Here is a 16644-nt window from a genome sequence, read left to right as displayed (position 1 = left end):
GGGACTTATACTAAACCAATTTTTAGCTATATTTGAAAACAGGATTAGGATATAAATAACCTAACCCTGAAATTTTGAACTTACACACTTTTTAGGATAGTGTCTTATTTATTGCGCTTTTGTTCGTTTTAAACGACTTAAAAATTGATGTTTAAATTTAAGTCTTCAGTTGTTACTTTAAATTTTGCATCATTATATTGAGGAGGACCGTAATTTAGGGGGTTGTTTGACATCCCATAGCTTTCTTTAGGCATACCGTTAGCTTCAAAATCCATTCTATTGTTTTCATTTTCATCATGTAAAGTCATTATAGCATATTCTCCAGGTGTGATGTTTTTGAAGGAGACAATTACTTTTCCATCCTTTATTTTGCTGTTTATATTTTGCAGTCCGGGACCTTTCATAAAAGTATCTTTATTATGCAAAGAGACTAATACTTGACCTTTATTATTTACTATATTGTCTATAGTAATGGTAATTGTTTTTTTTTCTTTTTTAGGGGCTTGTGAAAACCCTAATACAGTTGATAAACTAAAAATAAAACAAAGTGCTAAAGTGTTTAATAGGAAGTGCTTTCTTGTTAAATTTAACATGGTTATATTGTTTTTAATATTATTGATGGTACAAATATTATTTAAAGACACATCTTATACTAATTGTAAGTACTGAACTGTAATTTTTTACGGATGGACTGTTGTAAAGGAGGATAGATTTTCGATAAGCAGTGTTTTATGGAAGTAAGTTCTCTTAAAAAGAGAGGTTATAACAATCCCCTAGATTTAATTTCTAGGTACGTGTTAATCGTATTTATGGTAAGATTTTCGGGGGTGGTTAGTATAGAATGAATTCCATATTTTTTTAACTCGTTTACAATCACTCGCTTTTCAAAATCAAATTTTTCGGCAATAACTTTATCATAAACTTCTTGAACTGTTTCGGCTTTATTATTTATTAAAGTATCGAGTGCTGTATTTTTAAAAAATATAACCACTAATAGATGGCTTTTTGCTATCGCTTTTAAATATGGAAGTTGCCTGTTTAGTCCATCTAAAGTTTCAAAGTTAGTGTAAAGTAAAATCAGGCTTCGGTGTGTTATTTGCCGTTTTAAATTCGCATATAACCTGCTATAATCACTTTCAAAAAAATCGGTTTTAACATTGTAAAGTGATTCTAGAATAAGTTGCATTTGAGAACTTCTACGTTCTGCAACTACAATATTTTCAACCTTTTTAGAAAAGGCAAGCATTCCTGCTTTATCGTGTTTTTTTAAAACTACATTACTAATAACTAAGGTGGCGTTTATGGCATAGTCAAGTAAACTTAAGTTATTGAATGGCATTTTCATAATACGCCCTTTATCTATAATAGAATAAATCGGTTGTGACTTCTCATCTTGAAATTGATTGACCATCAGCTGGTTCCGCTTCGCTGTAGCCTTCCAGTTTATGGTACGTAAATCATCCCCTGTAACATAGTCTTTGATTTGTTCGAACTCCATAGTATGCCCCAAACGGCGTACTTTTTTTATGCCATATTCCAAAGCATTTTGATTAATGTTTAGAAGTTCGAATTTTTTTAGTTGTTTAAAGCTAGGGTAGGTAGGAACCATTACATTACTGTCAAAAATAAAGCGTTTGGAAACTAAGCCTAATGCCGATCTTACGTAAATGTTTAAATCTCCAAAATGGTATTCGCCACGTTCCGTAGGTCTTAGGTTGTATTCTATTGTATTGGTTTTATGTGGGCTTAATTGATTATTGATTTTAAAATCTCTTATTTGAAATTGTTCTGGAATTTCATCGATGATTTCAAGATGTATAACAATAGTATAGTTGCTTTTTATATTTAGTTTTATAGTATTGGGATCTCCATTGGAAAACTTTTCGGGGACTATTCTAGAGCCTTCAATTTTATTTTTACCAATAAAGAGGATAAGTGCATCTAAGCAAAAGAGCAGTAATAAAATTAAAATAGCAAACTGAGCAATATTAAAAAGAATAGGTATAAAATAACTCAATCCAAAAAGCAAGACAATAACAATTCCAGCATAAAAAAGGCGATGTCTAATGTAAAACGGTTTGAAAAATTGTATAATACCCATTTATAATAATAATTTATTGTGAATGAAAAAAGGGTGGATTATCTAGGAATCTCTACGGTTTCTATAATTTGTTTAATAATATCTTTACTTGTAATCCCTTCCATTTCTCGTTCAGGGGTTACGATAACTCTATGGTGTAATACAGGTATTGCTGCACGCTTAATATCTTCAGGGGTTACAAAATCTCGCCCTGCTATTGCTGCAAAAGCCTTGCTCGCTTTTAATATGGCTATAGAGGCTCTAGGAGAAGCACCTAGATATAAAAATTGGTTGTTACGTGTTGCTATAATAAGTTCTGCGATATATTTAAGTAAATGTGATTCTACTAGAATATGCGTAACCAGATTCTGGTAGTTTGAGATTTGTTCTGCTGTTAGAAATGAAGTGATAGATGCTGTTTTTGTTTTATCTTTTAATTGATGTTCTCTGGATAAGATCTCTATTTCTTCTTCTAAATTGGGGTAGGCAACATCTATTTTAAATAAAAAACGGTCTAGTTGTGCTTCAGGTAATCTGTAGGTTCCTTCTTGTTCTACAGGGTTTTGAGTCGCTAAAACTATAAAGGGAGAGTCTAGTTTAAACTCGTTACCATCTATAGTAATTTGTTGTTCTTCCATAACCTCAAATAAAGCAGCTTGTGTTTTTGCAGGCGCCCTATTAATTTCATCTATAAGTATCATATTAGAAAACACGGGCCCTTTTTTAAACTCAAATTCTGAGGTTTTAAGATTGAATATAGAAGTCCCAAGAATATCGCTAGGCATTAGGTCTGGTGTAAATTGAATGCGACTAAAGTTAACACTTAGCGATTTGGCTAATAATTTAGCCGTTACTGTCTTGGCAACTCCAGGAACACCTTCTATAAGTGAATGTCCTTTAGCTAAAAGCGATGCAATAAGCATATCTACCATATCTTTTTGTCCAACAATAACTTTACCAACTTCTTGTTTTATTTGCTGTACACTATGTTGTAACTCAGATAAATCTAAACGACTTTTAAACTCTAAATCAGTATTAGGTTCTTTACTATTATGGTTATCAGTTCTGTTTTGGGCTGTAGTCTCTATATTTTCAGAACCTTCTGTCGAAAAATTTAAAGGATCATTGTATTTGTTGTCTTCCATAATTATTTAGAGTAAAATGCTTCAATATGCTTATTTAATTGTAGTAAGTCGTTTTCGTAAAATTCACTTTTATTTTGCAATTCATTTATATAACGAACGAGCCCTTTTATTTGTAGTTCTTTTTTTCCAGATCTAGCGGCTAGTTTTGTAATGAATTCATCGTTTAAATGGCTCGTGTTTATGTTATAATCTGTTCTTACTTTTTCTAAAAAATACATTATTTTTTTAGCTATCAAATTTTTATGATCTTGAGTTTCAAAATATAAATTCGAAACGGTCTTTACAAAAGCGAGGGTAGTATTTTGTAGTGGTTTTATTATTTTTAGAATACGTTGCTTGCGTTTTGCATTAAAAATAACGAATAATAAGAGTAGCATTAATGCGGTATACCAAGCCCATTTAAAAGCTGTTTGATTTAGAAACCAACTTAGATTTGAGTTTTTTTCTACAGTGCCATTATAAGTGTTTGAAAATTTGGTGTAGGAGTCAAAATAAATAGTAGCGTTGGGCAGGTAAGATAAAACACCTTCTGTGTAGATGTGTCTATCGTTTTTTAAAAGCGTATAGTTTGTAAACGCTTTGGGTTCTAAGTGAAGATATATAGCTCCTTTTCCTATTGCAAATTTAATAAAATTGGGATGCTTTTTATTATCCCCTACATAACCTAAAACTTCAGATCGCGAATGATTTATGTCTTTAAAGTAGTGATTAAAATTATTTTTATCTATAATAATATTTTTGTCTTTTAGTGCTTTAGACTTAAAAGATAGTCTTGAAATACTATCTGTTTTATTTTCAGAATAATCTAATGTTACGTTTAAAGTGTCGGTTAATAATTCTGGATAAGAATAATCAGAAATAAAAACAGTATTCCCTTTATCTGCAAATTGTAATAGTTGCTTTACAGAATTATCATATAAATAACTGGAGTTTCCAATAATTATAAAATTACCTTTTGCTATGTGATCTCCATAGCCATTTTCAGAATTAGCCAAAAGGTAGCTTGAAGGGGGATAATAAATCGTTTTAATGGTATTACCTTCAAAGAGATCTGGTAATTCTTTATAAAGAACACTTAGCCCATACGGAGCAGTACTTTGTTCGTTAAAAGTTTCTTCCCAATCTACAATCGTATTCTTTTGTTTTAATACGATTATTAAAGCAATAATAGCGACTGTAATAACAATAAGTATATAACGTATATTTTTCATTTACCGAACTTGTTTTATAAGTTGTGTGAAATGAAATTTTGCAGCATCATATTTTTGAGTATTTAATGGGAATTCACCATACCAAATATAATCATAGAGATAGGATGTATATTCAAATTTTTGACTAAAAGGTTTGTCATAAATATCGTTTAAATATTCTGTATTGGTTTTGTCATCTTCTACCGTTATTAGTTTATTTATACTTAAAGTTTTTAAAAGTAGTAAGTAATAATACCTAATCGCTAATCTGTAATTATTATTGTTTTCGGCTTTTTTTATTAGCGATTCAATATCTGTACTTTCAATATTTTCTGCCGTGATCTCATCAGTAATATTGAGCGTTTTAGAGTTTCTCTTTGAGAATAATCCTGTACTGCCTTCGTTTAAAATGATATAGGCTAAATATACTACAGCGAGAAAAAGGACTAAGTAGCATAACCAAGCAAATGGTCCTAGGTTAAAATTAAAATCTTTTTTAGTTGTTTCTTGTTTTGTTTTTTTATTCTCGTAATCGGCATAATCTTCCGTTCGTAATGGGGTTTCTCCAACGGTTTTTTTGCCTTCGTAATTGTACTTTCTTCCTGAAAAATCATCTTTAAAATCGGCCTTAAAAACTCTGTGTTGTTCGGGGTCTTGAAAAACAGAGGCAGCAAGATGTGTTTGAAAAGTTAATCCGATCAAAAGAAAACAAAAGGTTTTGAAACAGTTGTAATGTGACTTCATTTATCGCTTTAGAGAAAATTGAGGTTGTGTTGTAACTTGTTTTTGAACTTTGAAGGGGTAAATTAAATAATAATAACTGATAATCGCCAAGGTAAACAAAATGATTCCTACAGACAACCAGTTGGGCATAATGTTGGAGTAACGTGTAATAAAGCCTTCTAGAAAACCAGCAGAAAAAGTAAAAGGAAAAGTACTTATTAATATTTTTATACCTGTTTTTGCACCTTGCTTGAAAGAAATATATCTAGAGTAGGTGCCAGGAAATAAAAGGCTTGCTCCTAAAATTAAACCAGCAGCAGCTTCTATAACTATAGCAAATATTTCCATAGCGCCATGAATCCAAATGCCACGAACACTTTCCCAAAAGACTTCTTTTTCGTAGAAAAAGTATTGAAAAGAGCCTAGCATAATACCATTTTCGAACATAATATATAACGTGCCAAAACCACCAAATACCCCTAAAACGAATGCAATCATGCCCACTTTTAGGTTATTAACAGTAATACCTATAAAACTCCCCCAATTACTTCCGCTTTTATAAACGGCGACAGGATCTCCTGCAGCAATGTTTTCAAGCGTCATGTTTACATATTCATTTCCTAGAATAGAACGTACAAATTCACCATCATTTGCTGCAGAAATAACACCAATAGAAGTGAATAATGTAAAAACAATAAACGCAATGTAAATGAATTTACGGTATTGGTAGCAAAGCAAAGGGACTTCAGTTTTCCAAAAACCAAGAATTCTATTCGTATCTTCTCTTTTGGTTTTGTATATTTTTTGAAACGCTTTGGCTGCCAATTGGTTTAAATACACAATAACCTTGCTTTTTGGGTAATAGGTTTGGGCATAAGCCAAATCGTTAATTAAATGAATGTATTGTGAGGCTAGCTCATCGGGATCTTTGAATTCATTTTTGAAAATAGCATTTTCAAAACTTAACCATTTTTCTTTATTTTGCTTGATAAATGCTACTTCTCTCATATATTTGATAAAATAAAATATAAAATGTCAGAGTTACAAATTAACACTACTCAAAATGTAAAAATAAAATTTAAAGCTTCAGGAGCTGGAGAACGGCTTTTGGCATTTATTATCGATGTTATTATAAAGTTAGGCTATCTGTTGGTTTTAAATCAGGTTTTTGATGTTTTTGAAGCTATGGACCAATGGTCGCAAATAGGACTTAATACAGTGTTAAGTTTTCCTGTTATCTTTTATACATTAGTACTTGAATCTTTGTTAGAGGGCCAAACTATAGGGAAACGAGTACTAAAAATAAAAGTGGTTAAAATTGATGGTTATCAAGCAGCGTTATCAGACTATGTTGTACGTTGGTTTTTTAGAATTGTCGATATTTATATTTTTGGATTAGGATTCTTTGTGATTGCATTTAGTAAAAAATCACAACGTTTAGGAGACATGACTGCTGGAACTGCAGTTATTACTTTAAAGGATACAGTTAACATGAGTCACACTATTTTAGAAGATTTGAAAACTGATTATAAACCAAGTTACCCTAGTGTTGTTAAGTTATCAGATAATGATGCACGTATTATTAAAGAGACTTTTAATAATGCACGAAAGATAAAAGATTATACGACCTTAATACGATTGAGAAATAAAATTATAGAAGTTACAGAAATAAAAAATAAAGGCGGAACAGATACCGAGTTTATAGATACTGTTTTAAAAGATTATAACTATTATACACAACATATGTAATGTTTTATATTATTGATATTTTAGGAACGATAGCCTTTGCTATTTCAGGAGTTTTAGTAGCGTTAAATAAACGAATGGATCCTTTTGGGATTCTTATTATCGCTTTTGTAACCGCTGTTGGAGGCGGAACATTACGAGATATACTTATAGGAGAAACTCCTGTAGGATGGATGAAAAATATGACATTTGTTTACGTCATTATAGCTTCTGCTATTTTTGCTATTATTTTTAAGAATAAGATTGATTATTTGCGAAGATCCCTACTATTGTTCGATACTATAGGTATCGGTTTGTATACTGTAATAGGTGTAGAAAAAGGAGTTTCGGCAGGATTAGACCCTGTAATTTGTATAGCATTAGGTACCATGTCTGCTTGTTTTGGGGGTGTTATAAGAGATATACTTTGTAGTGAAATACCTGTTATTTTTAGAAAAGAAATCTATGCAACAGCTTGCATTCTTGGAGGGGCTTCTTATTTCTTGATTAGAAAGTTACCTATAGAGAGTAATATTGTATTTATGATAGCAGGATTAGTTGTTATTATTGTAAGGTTAGTCGCCATTAAGTTTAAAATTAGTTTACCCAGTCTGTATGGGAAGGAATGATTTTTTTTATGATGGCTTCTTAAATAAGCAGTTGGGACATAAAAAAAGGATATAAATAGACACCCCTTTTGAATAGATCAGTACTCAAAAGAGGTGTATGTATTTGATATTATTTTTTGGAAACAGGAAAACCTCTATCTTTCATTAAGGCTTCAATGCTTGCATCACGACCTCTAAAATTGCGGTATGCTTCAGCTGGGTCGACCGAATTTCTAGGGGAGAACAAGTGTTTTACCAATTTATTAGCAACATTTTTATCATAAAAGCCTCCAGGTGCTTTTTTGAACGCTTCAGAAGCATCACTAGTGAGTACATCGGCCCACATATAGCCGTAGTATGCTGTTGCATAACCTTCTCCAGAAAATACGTGTCCGAAATGAGGCGTTCTATGACGCATAGGTAATTCCTTAGGCATTTTTAGTTTAGCTAAAGTTTCTTTCTCAAATGTTGCGATGTCTATATTTTCAGGGTCGGCTAAGTGTAATTCCATATCCATTAAGGCAGATGCCAAGTATTCGGTTGTGGCAAACCCTTGGTTAAAGGTCGCTGCTTTTTTAATTTTTGAAACCAGAACAGCAGGAATAGATTCATTTGTTTTGTAATGCACTAAAAATTGATTGATAACTTTATCCGTTGATAGCCAACGCTCCAATAATTGAGATTGAAACTCTGTGTAATCTCTAACCCCTCCATTTAATGTAGGATATTTTACATTAGAAGAAAAGAAATGTAGCGCATGCCCAAACTCATGGAAGAATGTCTCGGCATCATCCCATGATATTAAAACAGCTTCACCAGGAGCAGGCTTTACAAAATTCGAATTATTAGAAGCTAGAACGGTTTCTTTACCATCAAAAGTGGTGGCGCTTCTATAAGTTGTAGCCCATGCTCCAGAACGTTTTCCAGGTCTAGCAAAAGGATCTAAATACCATAAACCTATATGTGCTCCAGAATCTTTATCTGTAACCTCCCAAACCTTTACATCTTCATGAAATACAGGAACACTACCTTCCTTTACAGGAGCAAACGTGTAGTTAAATAAATGTTCCGCAGTGTAAAATAACGCTTGTGTAAGTTTATCGAGTTGTAAGTACTGTTTAACTTCATCACTGTTTAAATCATATTTTTGCTTACGAACCTTTTCTGCATAAAAACGATAATCCCAAGGTGCTATGGTAATATTATGCCCCTCTTTGTTAGCAATAGCTTGCATATCGGCAACTTCTTCAGCAACTCTAGCTATAGCTGCTGGCCATACGGCTTCCATTAAATGCATTGCGTTTTCGGGTGTTTTGGCCATTCGATCTTGTAAACGCCATTCGGCATAGTTTTTATAACCTAATAGAAGGACTCTTTCCCTGCGGAGTTTTAATATTTTTGCTATGATTTTTTTATTATCATAAGCATCGTTATTATCACCACGAGAATAATAGTTATTCCAGACTTGTTCTCGTAAATCTCGTTCTGTAGAATAAGTTAAAAAGGGATCCATAGAAGATCGTGTGTTTGTGATGGCATATTTACCTTCTTGCCCATTATCTGTGGCTATTTTTGCGGCAGATTTGATAAAGCCATCTGCTAAACCGCCCAATTGTTCTTTGGTTAAATAGGTAATATAATTTTCCTCATCGTGTAACACGTTGTTAGAAAACTTAGAATATAAAGATGATAATTCTTTATTTATGGCTGCATAGCGTGCTTTTTTATTAGCGTCCAACTCAGCGCCATTCATTTCAAAACGTTTGTAAATTAAATCGACAACACGCTGTTGATCTGCCTCTAAAGGGGTTTGTTTGGAGGCTTCGTATACGGTTTTTATACGTTGAAATAATTTGGTGTTTTGGTTAATTTTAGATCTGTAATCAGATAGTTTTGGAGCCAATTCACTTTCTATATCTCTAAATTCAGGAGAACTCATATTACTTCCTAAAATACCATAATAGGCATAGACCCTATTTAATGTTTTACCAGCGCGTTCCATTGCGACGATCGTATTTTCAAAGGTAGGAGCTTCTTTATTATTAGCAATGCTATCAATGTCTTTTAAGCTAAGTGCCATGCCTGTTTCCATTGCGAGTTTTATGTCTTTGACCTCCATTTTATCAAAAGCGGGTGTGCCATTGTAGGGCCCTGTCCATTCTGACAGCAATATGTTCTCTTTCATTGGTTTGTTGTCTGTTTTTGCTTTAGTTTCAGTCTCTTTTTTACAGCTTGTAAAGGTAACAACAGCACTAAAAAGCACGGTTTTAATTAATAGATTTGGATTCATTTTGATATGATTTTGAGTAGAAAGATAATCATTTTTTTTATTTTAAGATGTAGTAAATACCCTGTATTTCAATAGAAACCAAAGGAGCAGGCGTATTTATAAAGTGGGCAAAAAAGACCTCTAGTTTGTCTTTTAAGACTCGATTTGTAGCGAAAGGCTTTACCAATTAAGTTTTAAAAATTATCTATGGTGATAAGGTTCGTTTTTTAGAATTGTAAAACCGCGATATAATTGCTCTATAATAAATAAGCGAACCATTTGATGTGAAAATGTCATTTTAGATAAAGCGACTTTACTTTGCGCTTTAACATACACGTCTTGAGAAAAACCATAAGGGCCTCCAATAACGAAAACCAATTGTTTAATGCCAGAGTTCATATGTTTCTGCAAGTAATTAGAAAAACCAACAGAATCCATTTGTTTACCATTTTCATCTAAAAGTACTAAAACATCTGTAGCATTTAATTTGTTTAAAATAAGCGCGCCTTCTTTTTGTTTTTGTTGCGTTTCACTCAGGTTTTTAACGTTTTTTATATCTGGTATAATTTCAAAAGTAAACTTAATATAAAAACCAAGACGTTTTTGGTACGTTTCTATTAAAGCAAGTAACTGCTTATTGTCTGTTTTGCCAATGGCAATGAGTTTTATGGTCATAAGCAAATTTACAATTTCATATTTATGATATCAATTTTTTTAATTGTAATTAATATATCTGAAAACAAAAATCAAAATACATTTTCTTATTTTAGCATTAAAGAAAATACCTATGATTAGTAAAGCACAATTTGATACAGAGATAGAGTTAATAATACAGAATGCGATACGTGAAGACGTTGGCGACGGTGATCACAGCTCTCTATCTTGTATTCCTGCTTTAGCTCAAGGAAAAGCGAAGTTGTTAGTTAAAGACGAAGGCATTATAGCAGGTGTAGCATTTGCAAAACAAGTCTTTCATTATGTAGATCCAAAACTAACGATTGAAGTCCTCATTGAAGACGGTACTAAGGTAAAATATGGCGATGTTGTTTTTTATGTAACAGGGGCTTCACAATCTATTTTAAAAGCAGAGCGTTTGGTGCTTAATGCAATGCAACGCATGAGTGCTATTGCTACAAAAACAAAGCAGTTTGTAGATTTATTAGATGGCACCGGGACCAAAATATTAGACACTCGAAAAACGACACCAGGGATACGAGCTTTAGAAAAATGGGCAGTAACTATAGGCGGTGGAGAAAATCATCGTTTTGCGTTATACGATATGATTATGCTTAAAGACAATCATATAGATTTTGCTGGCGGTATTACTAAGGCCATTAATAAAACAAAGGAATATTTAAAGGCGAATAACCGAGACTTAAAAATTATTGTGGAAGCGCGTGATTTAAATGAAATTAAAACCATATTGGAAAGTGATGGCGTGTATAGAATACTCATCGATAATTTTAATTATGAAGATACTAAAACAGCAGTAAAATTGATTGGCGAAAAGTGTTTAACCGAAAGCTCAGGAGGGATAAATGAGGAAACGATTCGTGAGTATGCGTTATGCGGAGTAAACTACATATCTAGTGGCGCTTTAACGCATTCTGTATATAATATGGATTTAAGTTTAAAAGCGGTTTAATTATTTTAAATAAAGCATAGTGTCATTTAATACGTTATAAGTGTCTAAACCAATAGAAGAAAAACTCAATAAAATACCAGTGCTCAAAATTGTAGTGCGGTTACTTACTAAGATAAAACTACCGGGGTTAAAAGGACTGTCGTTATATGATTTAATGGAGTTGTATATTACTGGGATTGTAAAAGGAGCCTTAGGTTCTCGTGCAAGTGCCATAGCTTATAGTTTCTTTTTGGCATTATTTCCTTTTTTACTGTTTGTTATTATTGTTATACCTCATATTCCTATAGAAGGTTTTCAAACCGACTTCTTAAATTTTCTGGAGTCATTTCTACCTCCAACCACTAGTGATTTTTTTCATGAGAATATTTTTAGAAATTTAGAAGATTCAAATCAAAATGGCGGGTTAATTTCTTCGGTATTTTTACTGTCTATATTTTTAATGGCAAATGGGATTAATGCATTGTTTTCAGGATTTGAAAACTCCTATCATGAGCAATTATCACGAAACATTTTCCGACAGTATTTATATGCTCTCGGTGTTGGGTTAATTTTAGTATTCTTATTAATTTTTACCGTTGCAGGTTTAGGGTATTTTGAAATATATATATTGTCTAATTTAGAAGATTATGGCTATATTAAAAAACGGGAAGTCGATTTTTGGGCAGTATTAGCAAAGTATGTCTTTTTTGTAGTCATGGTGTATTTAGCTACAGCTACATTGTATTATTTTGGGACAAAAGAAGGTAAGAATTCTAGCTTTTTTTCTGTAGGTGCTTTTTTTACAACATTACTTATCATGTTGTCTTCTTATTTATTTGGAATTTATATTGAGAATTTCGCAAAATATAATGAACTTTATGGGTCTATAGGCGCCCTTTTAATTTTGTTATTTTATATCTGGCTAAATTCCAACATACTATTATTAGGGTTTGAGTTAAATATGTCGCTAAGGCGTTTAAAAAGAAAAACAAGAGCAAAATGAATAAAATTATCGTACTTATTGTGTTTTTAGTATCAATGTCTGTATCCTCACAAGATGTTTTTGGAAAATGGAAAACTGTAGATGATGAAACGGGAGAAGTTAAATCTATAGTAGAGATTTATGAACGTAATGGAAAAGTGTTTGGAAAGATTGTAGCTATTTTAAACCCTAAAGATAAAAATGCGCTTTGTACGAAATGTGTTGGTAGTGCCAAGAATAAACCTATTTTAGGTTTTGAACTGATTAAGGATATGAAAAAAGATGGAGCCTATTATAAAGGCGGGACTATTTTTCATCCAGAAAACGGAAAGGAATATAAGTGTAGATTACAAGTCGCAGAAGGCGGTAAGGTCTTGCAAGTAAGAGGTTATATTTCTTTTTTATATGCGACTCAGTATTGGGAGCGCGTACAATAAAAAGAATGGATTACCAGTGTAATCGAATAAATCAAGTAAAGTTCTAAACGTGCAGCATTTTATAGATATCATATTACCCATTCCTCTGGAAAAAATGTTTACCTACAGTATTACAGAAGCCGAATCTAGGTTTTTGAGTATTGGGATGCGCGTTTCTGTGCCTTTTGGGAAATCTAAAATATATACGGGACTGGTAGGAGCTATACATACTAATGCGCCCTTAGTTTATGAGGCAAAAACCATTCATCAAATATTAGACGACACTCCAATAGTTACCGAAAAACAATTAGAACTTTGGCAATGGATTTCTAAATATTATATGTGTAGTGTAGGGGAGGTTATGCGAGCAGCATTACCTAATGCTTTTATCTTGGAAAGTGAAACATTGATTAGTAAGAATACTTTAAAAGAAATTAGCGATGTAAATTTAAAAGATGATGAGTTTTTAGTTTATGAAGCATTACAGTATCAATCGGCATTAAAAATACAAGAGGTCTCTAATATTTTGAGCAAAAAAAATGTTTTGCCAGTAATAAAACGATTAATTGAAAAAGAGGCAATTACATTACAAGAAGAAATTTATGAGAAATATAAACCCAAATATGTACGTTATGTAAAACTGAACGCTCGCTTTTCTTCTCAAGATGAACTTTCAGTATTATTAGAATCGTTGCGAAGGGCGGCTAAACAACGGCAGGTTGTAATGACTCTATTTTCTATTACAGCTAAGACAAAACAACCCGTGAAAGTTGCTGAATTGATCGCAGAGAGTCAAGTGTCTTCAGCAGTTGTAAAAGCATTAATAGATAAAGCGATTTTAGAGGAATATCATATTCAAACCGATCGTGTTCAGTATTTAGGAGAAGAGAATGAAGCTTCAAAGGCATTGAATACATTTCAACAGGAAGCTCTAAAACAGATTCAAGACAGTTTTGAAACTCAAAATGTAACCTTATTACACGGGGTGACGTCTTCAGGGAAAACAGAAGTTTATGTTAAGCTAATAGAAGCCGTTATAGCAAAGAATGAACAAGTATTGTATTTATTACCAGAAATAGCTTTAACCACACAATTAGTAAATCGATTGCAAAATTATTTTGGGGATCAAGTTGCTGTTTTTCATAGTAAATATTCAATACATGAGCGTGTCGAGGTCTGGAATAATGTCCTTTCTAACGCTACGAAAGCAAGCGTTATTCTAGGGGCTAGATCTTCTGTGTTTTTGCCATTTCATAAATTGGGACTCATAATAGTAGATGAAGAGCATGAACAATCTTTTAAACAGTTTGATCCTGCGCCACGCTATCATGCCCGAGACACCGCCATTGTACTGGCCCATTTACACAATGCTAAAACCCTTTTAGGAAGTGCTACACCCAGTCTGGAAAGTTACTATAATGCTAAAGAAAAAAAATACGGTTTAGTTGAAATAAACAGACGCTATAATAATGTACAATTGCCAGAAATAGAATTGGTAGATATTAAGGATAAGTACAAGCGTAAACGTATGAAAGGGCATTTTAGTGACCGCCTAATAGAGGAAATTGCAGAAACTTTGGAAGAAGGGTTTCAAGTGATTCTGTTTCAAAACCGAAGGGGGTACTCTCCTATTGTAGAGTGTAATACTTGTGGGCATTCTCCACAATGTCCTAACTGTGATGTGAGCTTAACATACCATCAATATAGAAATCAATTGCGATGTCATTATTGTGGGCATACTAGTGCAATGCTTCAAAAATGCATGGCTTGCGGAACAACAAATTTAGACAGCAAAGGTTTTGGTACAGAACAAATAGAAGCTGAAGTAAAGTTGCTCTTTCCAAAGCATAAAGTGGCAAGAATGGATTTGGATACAACACGTGGTAAATACGGTTACGAGAAGATAATAACGGCTTTGGAGCAGCAAGAAATAGATGTTTTAGTAGGCACTCAGATGCTAACTAAAGGTTTAGATTTTAGAAACGTAAAATTGGTAGGGATTATGAATGCCGATAATATGCTTAATTTTCCAGATTTTAGAGCACATGAACGTAGTTTCCAGTTAATGCTTCAGGTGGCAGGACGTGCAGGGCGTACAGCGAAACGAGGAAAAGTATTAATTCAAACATACAATCCATACCATAAAATATTACAACAGATATCTACCAATAATTACAAAGAAATGTTTAGTGAGCAACTACATGAACGTCATAATTTTAAATACCCTCCTTTTTATAGGTTGATTAAAGTGACTTTAAAGCATAAAGATTATGAGCGTGTGAATATGGCTAGCGATTGGTTTGCAAAATCGCTACGGCAAGTTTTTAAAGCCAATATTTTAGGCCCAGAGTTTCCGCCAGTATCTAGAATTAGAAACCAGTACCATAAAAATATTTTAATAAAAATAGCCCCTAAGCAATCTTTAATTAAAACTAAGGAAGCCCTCATGCGAATAAATGGAAGTTTCAACCAAATAAAAGATTTTAGAGCTGTAAGAGTTATTTTAAATGTAGATAATTATTAGTTTTATTGCGATGCGCATAGTGAATATTTAAACAAATGAACAAACTAATAATATTATTTTTTCTAACGACAATACTTGTATTCAGTCAATGTAAGCTTACAGTTATACATTAAGAGAATGATTTGGAATTCAAGAGAAAACTATTCTGTGTCTTCAAGGATAATTTCTGAAGCCATTAAGTCTTGTCCGTGAGTAAAGGTTGTTAGTCTTAAAAAGATAAATGTATATTTCACTTTTTAGACTTCATTATTTTGTTATTTATCTCCATTTATTTATTCTTTCTGTTTTTTCTTCAAATTTTGATGCCAATGATTTAATTTTTGATTTAAGAAGTAATTTACGTCCTACAGGAGTTCTTGTATAAATAAGTTCGGCGGTTCCAACAAGTGTATTCCATTGGACTTTAAAATATTCAGCGAACTGCTTTTTGCTTCCAATTAAATCTGGTAATGAATGGTAGTCTTTTTGAGAGAATAAATTTAGAAAAGTGCTTTTACGAATGATTATATACCTTGGGTTGTCTACCGTTCCAATAATTTCTTGAAGAGATTTAATAAATGTTGATTTTTCATAGGTTGTTCCGCCTTTTAAATGACAATAAATGGCTCCATAGTCATCAATATTAGAAACGACTGCCAATTTAGAGTCGTCTGTATGAATTACTCCGGTTTTTATTAACGATTTTAATAAGGCTTCTCCAATATACTGTATGTCTTTTGAAATGTCTCTGTATTTTATGTAAATGCTGAATGTTTTAAATGCAAGTTTGCCAAACACGATGACACCAAGCCCGCCAAAAAACATTAACCAATAGAGTAATTCTTCTTTTGTTCTTATGCGTTGTGCAGCGAGCTTGCTTAAACTTTGTAAAACTTCAAATCCAAAACCAACTAATCCAGAAGCAAGCATGGCTAATAGGTTTTTAATTGTACGATTGTAATATAGAGACTTAATTTCGTTATAGTTTTCCTTTTTTGGAAAAGGGATTTTAATTTCTTCGATCAAGCAGTTCCCATTTTCAAGAGCTTGTCTCCATTTTTTTTTAAGTTGGTCCCTTTTTGTGGAGCTATTAAGTATTTGGTTGTTAATAGTATTAATTTCTTCTGTAGTTAATATTGAGGTTGAGAAACCTAGGCGACCAATTCCACTTTCTATGCTTACTTTTTTATGGTTAGATATACCAACAAAAGTTTTAAATCGCCTTTTTAGTAATTGTAGATCATTCCCTCCATTTTTAACAGTAGGGTCTACACTGGATATGCAACAAAATTTTAGACTTTAAGTTGAATGACTATGCTGCCTGATTGTTGTTATACATATTTAATTCAAATTCATTAATAGTTTTATACCCTAAATAG

At 32.5% G+C, this 16644-nt stretch carries 15 protein-coding genes; 6 read left to right on the top strand and 9 right to left on the bottom strand.

Annotated features, from left to right (window positions below):
• Positions 1-137: 137 nt before the first annotated feature.
• The 6 genes from AC2D8I_RS15380 to AC2D8I_RS15355 form a co-directional block, all read right to left on the bottom strand.
• Positions 138-593 (bottom strand): DUF2141 domain-containing protein, encoded by a 456-nt coding sequence (locus AC2D8I_RS15380; protein ID WP_484706948.1) that lies wholly within the window; start codon positions 591-593, stop codon positions 138-140.
• A 167-nt stretch (positions 594-760) separates the two neighbouring features.
• Positions 761-2101, bottom strand: coding sequence for a DUF58 domain-containing protein (locus AC2D8I_RS15375; protein WP_484706946.1), 1341 nt, complete (start codon positions 2099-2101; stop codon positions 761-763).
• A 38-nt stretch (positions 2102-2139) separates the two neighbouring features.
• Positions 2140-3225: an AAA family ATPase gene (locus tag AC2D8I_RS15370; protein ID WP_484706945.1), complete on the bottom strand. Its 1086-nt coding sequence runs from the start codon at positions 3223-3225 to the stop codon at positions 2140-2142.
• A 2-nt stretch (positions 3226-3227) separates the two neighbouring features.
• A complete protein-coding gene (locus AC2D8I_RS15365) occupies positions 3228-4436 on the bottom strand; it encodes a DUF4350 domain-containing protein (RefSeq protein ID WP_484706944.1) in 1209 nt (402 codons plus the stop codon).
• Complete coding sequence (locus tag AC2D8I_RS15360) at positions 4437-5117, bottom strand: hypothetical protein (RefSeq protein ID WP_484706943.1); 681 nt, start codon at positions 5115-5117, stop codon at positions 4437-4439.
• Positions 5118-5159: 42 nt separating this feature from the next.
• Positions 5160-6146, bottom strand: a complete 987-nt coding sequence (locus AC2D8I_RS15355; RefSeq protein ID WP_484706942.1) for a stage II sporulation protein M — start codon at positions 6144-6146, stop codon at positions 5160-5162.
• 24 nt (positions 6147-6170) lie between these two features.
• Between AC2D8I_RS15355 and AC2D8I_RS15350 the strand changes: the two genes are divergently transcribed.
• Positions 6171-6887: an RDD family protein gene (locus tag AC2D8I_RS15350; RefSeq protein ID WP_484706940.1), complete on the top strand. Its 717-nt coding sequence runs from the start codon at positions 6171-6173 to the stop codon at positions 6885-6887.
• The gene (locus AC2D8I_RS15345; protein WP_484706938.1) at positions 6887-7492 is read left to right on the top strand and encodes a trimeric intracellular cation channel family protein; all 606 of its coding nucleotides are present in this window, start codon (positions 6887-6889) and stop codon (positions 7490-7492) included. Before AC2D8I_RS15350 ends, AC2D8I_RS15345 begins: the two co-directional genes overlap by 1 nt.
• A 109-nt stretch (positions 7493-7601) precedes the next feature.
• Here the strand turns inward: AC2D8I_RS15345 and AC2D8I_RS15340 are convergent, their stop codons facing one another.
• Both AC2D8I_RS15340 and rlmH read right to left on the bottom strand, forming a co-directional pair.
• Positions 7602-9761, bottom strand: a complete 2160-nt coding sequence (locus AC2D8I_RS15340; RefSeq protein WP_484706937.1) for a M3 family metallopeptidase — start codon at positions 9759-9761, stop codon at positions 7602-7604.
• Between the two features lie 180 nt (positions 9762-9941).
• The gene (gene rlmH, locus AC2D8I_RS15335) at positions 9942-10415 is read right to left on the bottom strand and encodes a 23S rRNA (pseudouridine(1915)-N(3))-methyltransferase RlmH (RefSeq protein ID WP_484706936.1); all 474 of its coding nucleotides are present in this window, start codon (positions 10413-10415) and stop codon (positions 9942-9944) included.
• 112 nt (positions 10416-10527) lie between these two features.
• Between rlmH and nadC the strand changes: the two genes are divergently transcribed.
• The 4 genes from nadC to priA are packed head-to-tail and all read left to right on the top strand — an operon-like array spanning position 10528 to position 15286.
• On the top strand, positions 10528-11385 hold the full coding sequence (gene nadC, locus AC2D8I_RS15330; RefSeq protein ID WP_484706935.1) for a carboxylating nicotinate-nucleotide diphosphorylase: 858 nt from the start codon (positions 10528-10530) through the stop codon (positions 11383-11385).
• A gap of 40 nt (positions 11386-11425) precedes the next feature.
• Positions 11426-12367, top strand: a complete 942-nt coding sequence (locus AC2D8I_RS15325) for a YihY/virulence factor BrkB family protein (RefSeq protein WP_484706934.1) — start codon at positions 11426-11428, stop codon at positions 12365-12367.
• Positions 12364-12783, top strand: coding sequence for a DUF2147 domain-containing protein (locus AC2D8I_RS15320; protein WP_484706933.1), 420 nt, complete (start codon positions 12364-12366; stop codon positions 12781-12783). The genes AC2D8I_RS15325 and AC2D8I_RS15320 overlap by 4 nt, the downstream gene beginning before the upstream one ends.
• A gap of 49 nt (positions 12784-12832) precedes the next feature.
• On the top strand, positions 12833-15286 hold the full coding sequence (gene priA, locus AC2D8I_RS15315; protein WP_484706932.1) for a replication restart helicase PriA: 2454 nt from the start codon (positions 12833-12835) through the stop codon (positions 15284-15286).
• A 258-nt stretch (positions 15287-15544) separates the two neighbouring features.
• Here priA and AC2D8I_RS15310 read toward each other — a convergent pair whose 3' ends face one another.
• The gene (locus tag AC2D8I_RS15310) at positions 15545-16291 is read right to left on the bottom strand and encodes a hypothetical protein (protein ID WP_484706931.1); all 747 of its coding nucleotides are present in this window, start codon (positions 16289-16291) and stop codon (positions 15545-15547) included.
• Positions 16292-16644: the final 353 nt, after the last annotated feature.

It is taken from the genome of Lacinutrix sp. YIN62 (assembly GCF_057219185.1).
The sequence above is the reverse complement of the archived record's forward strand: the minus strand, read 5'-3'. Positions and strand labels throughout refer to the sequence as shown.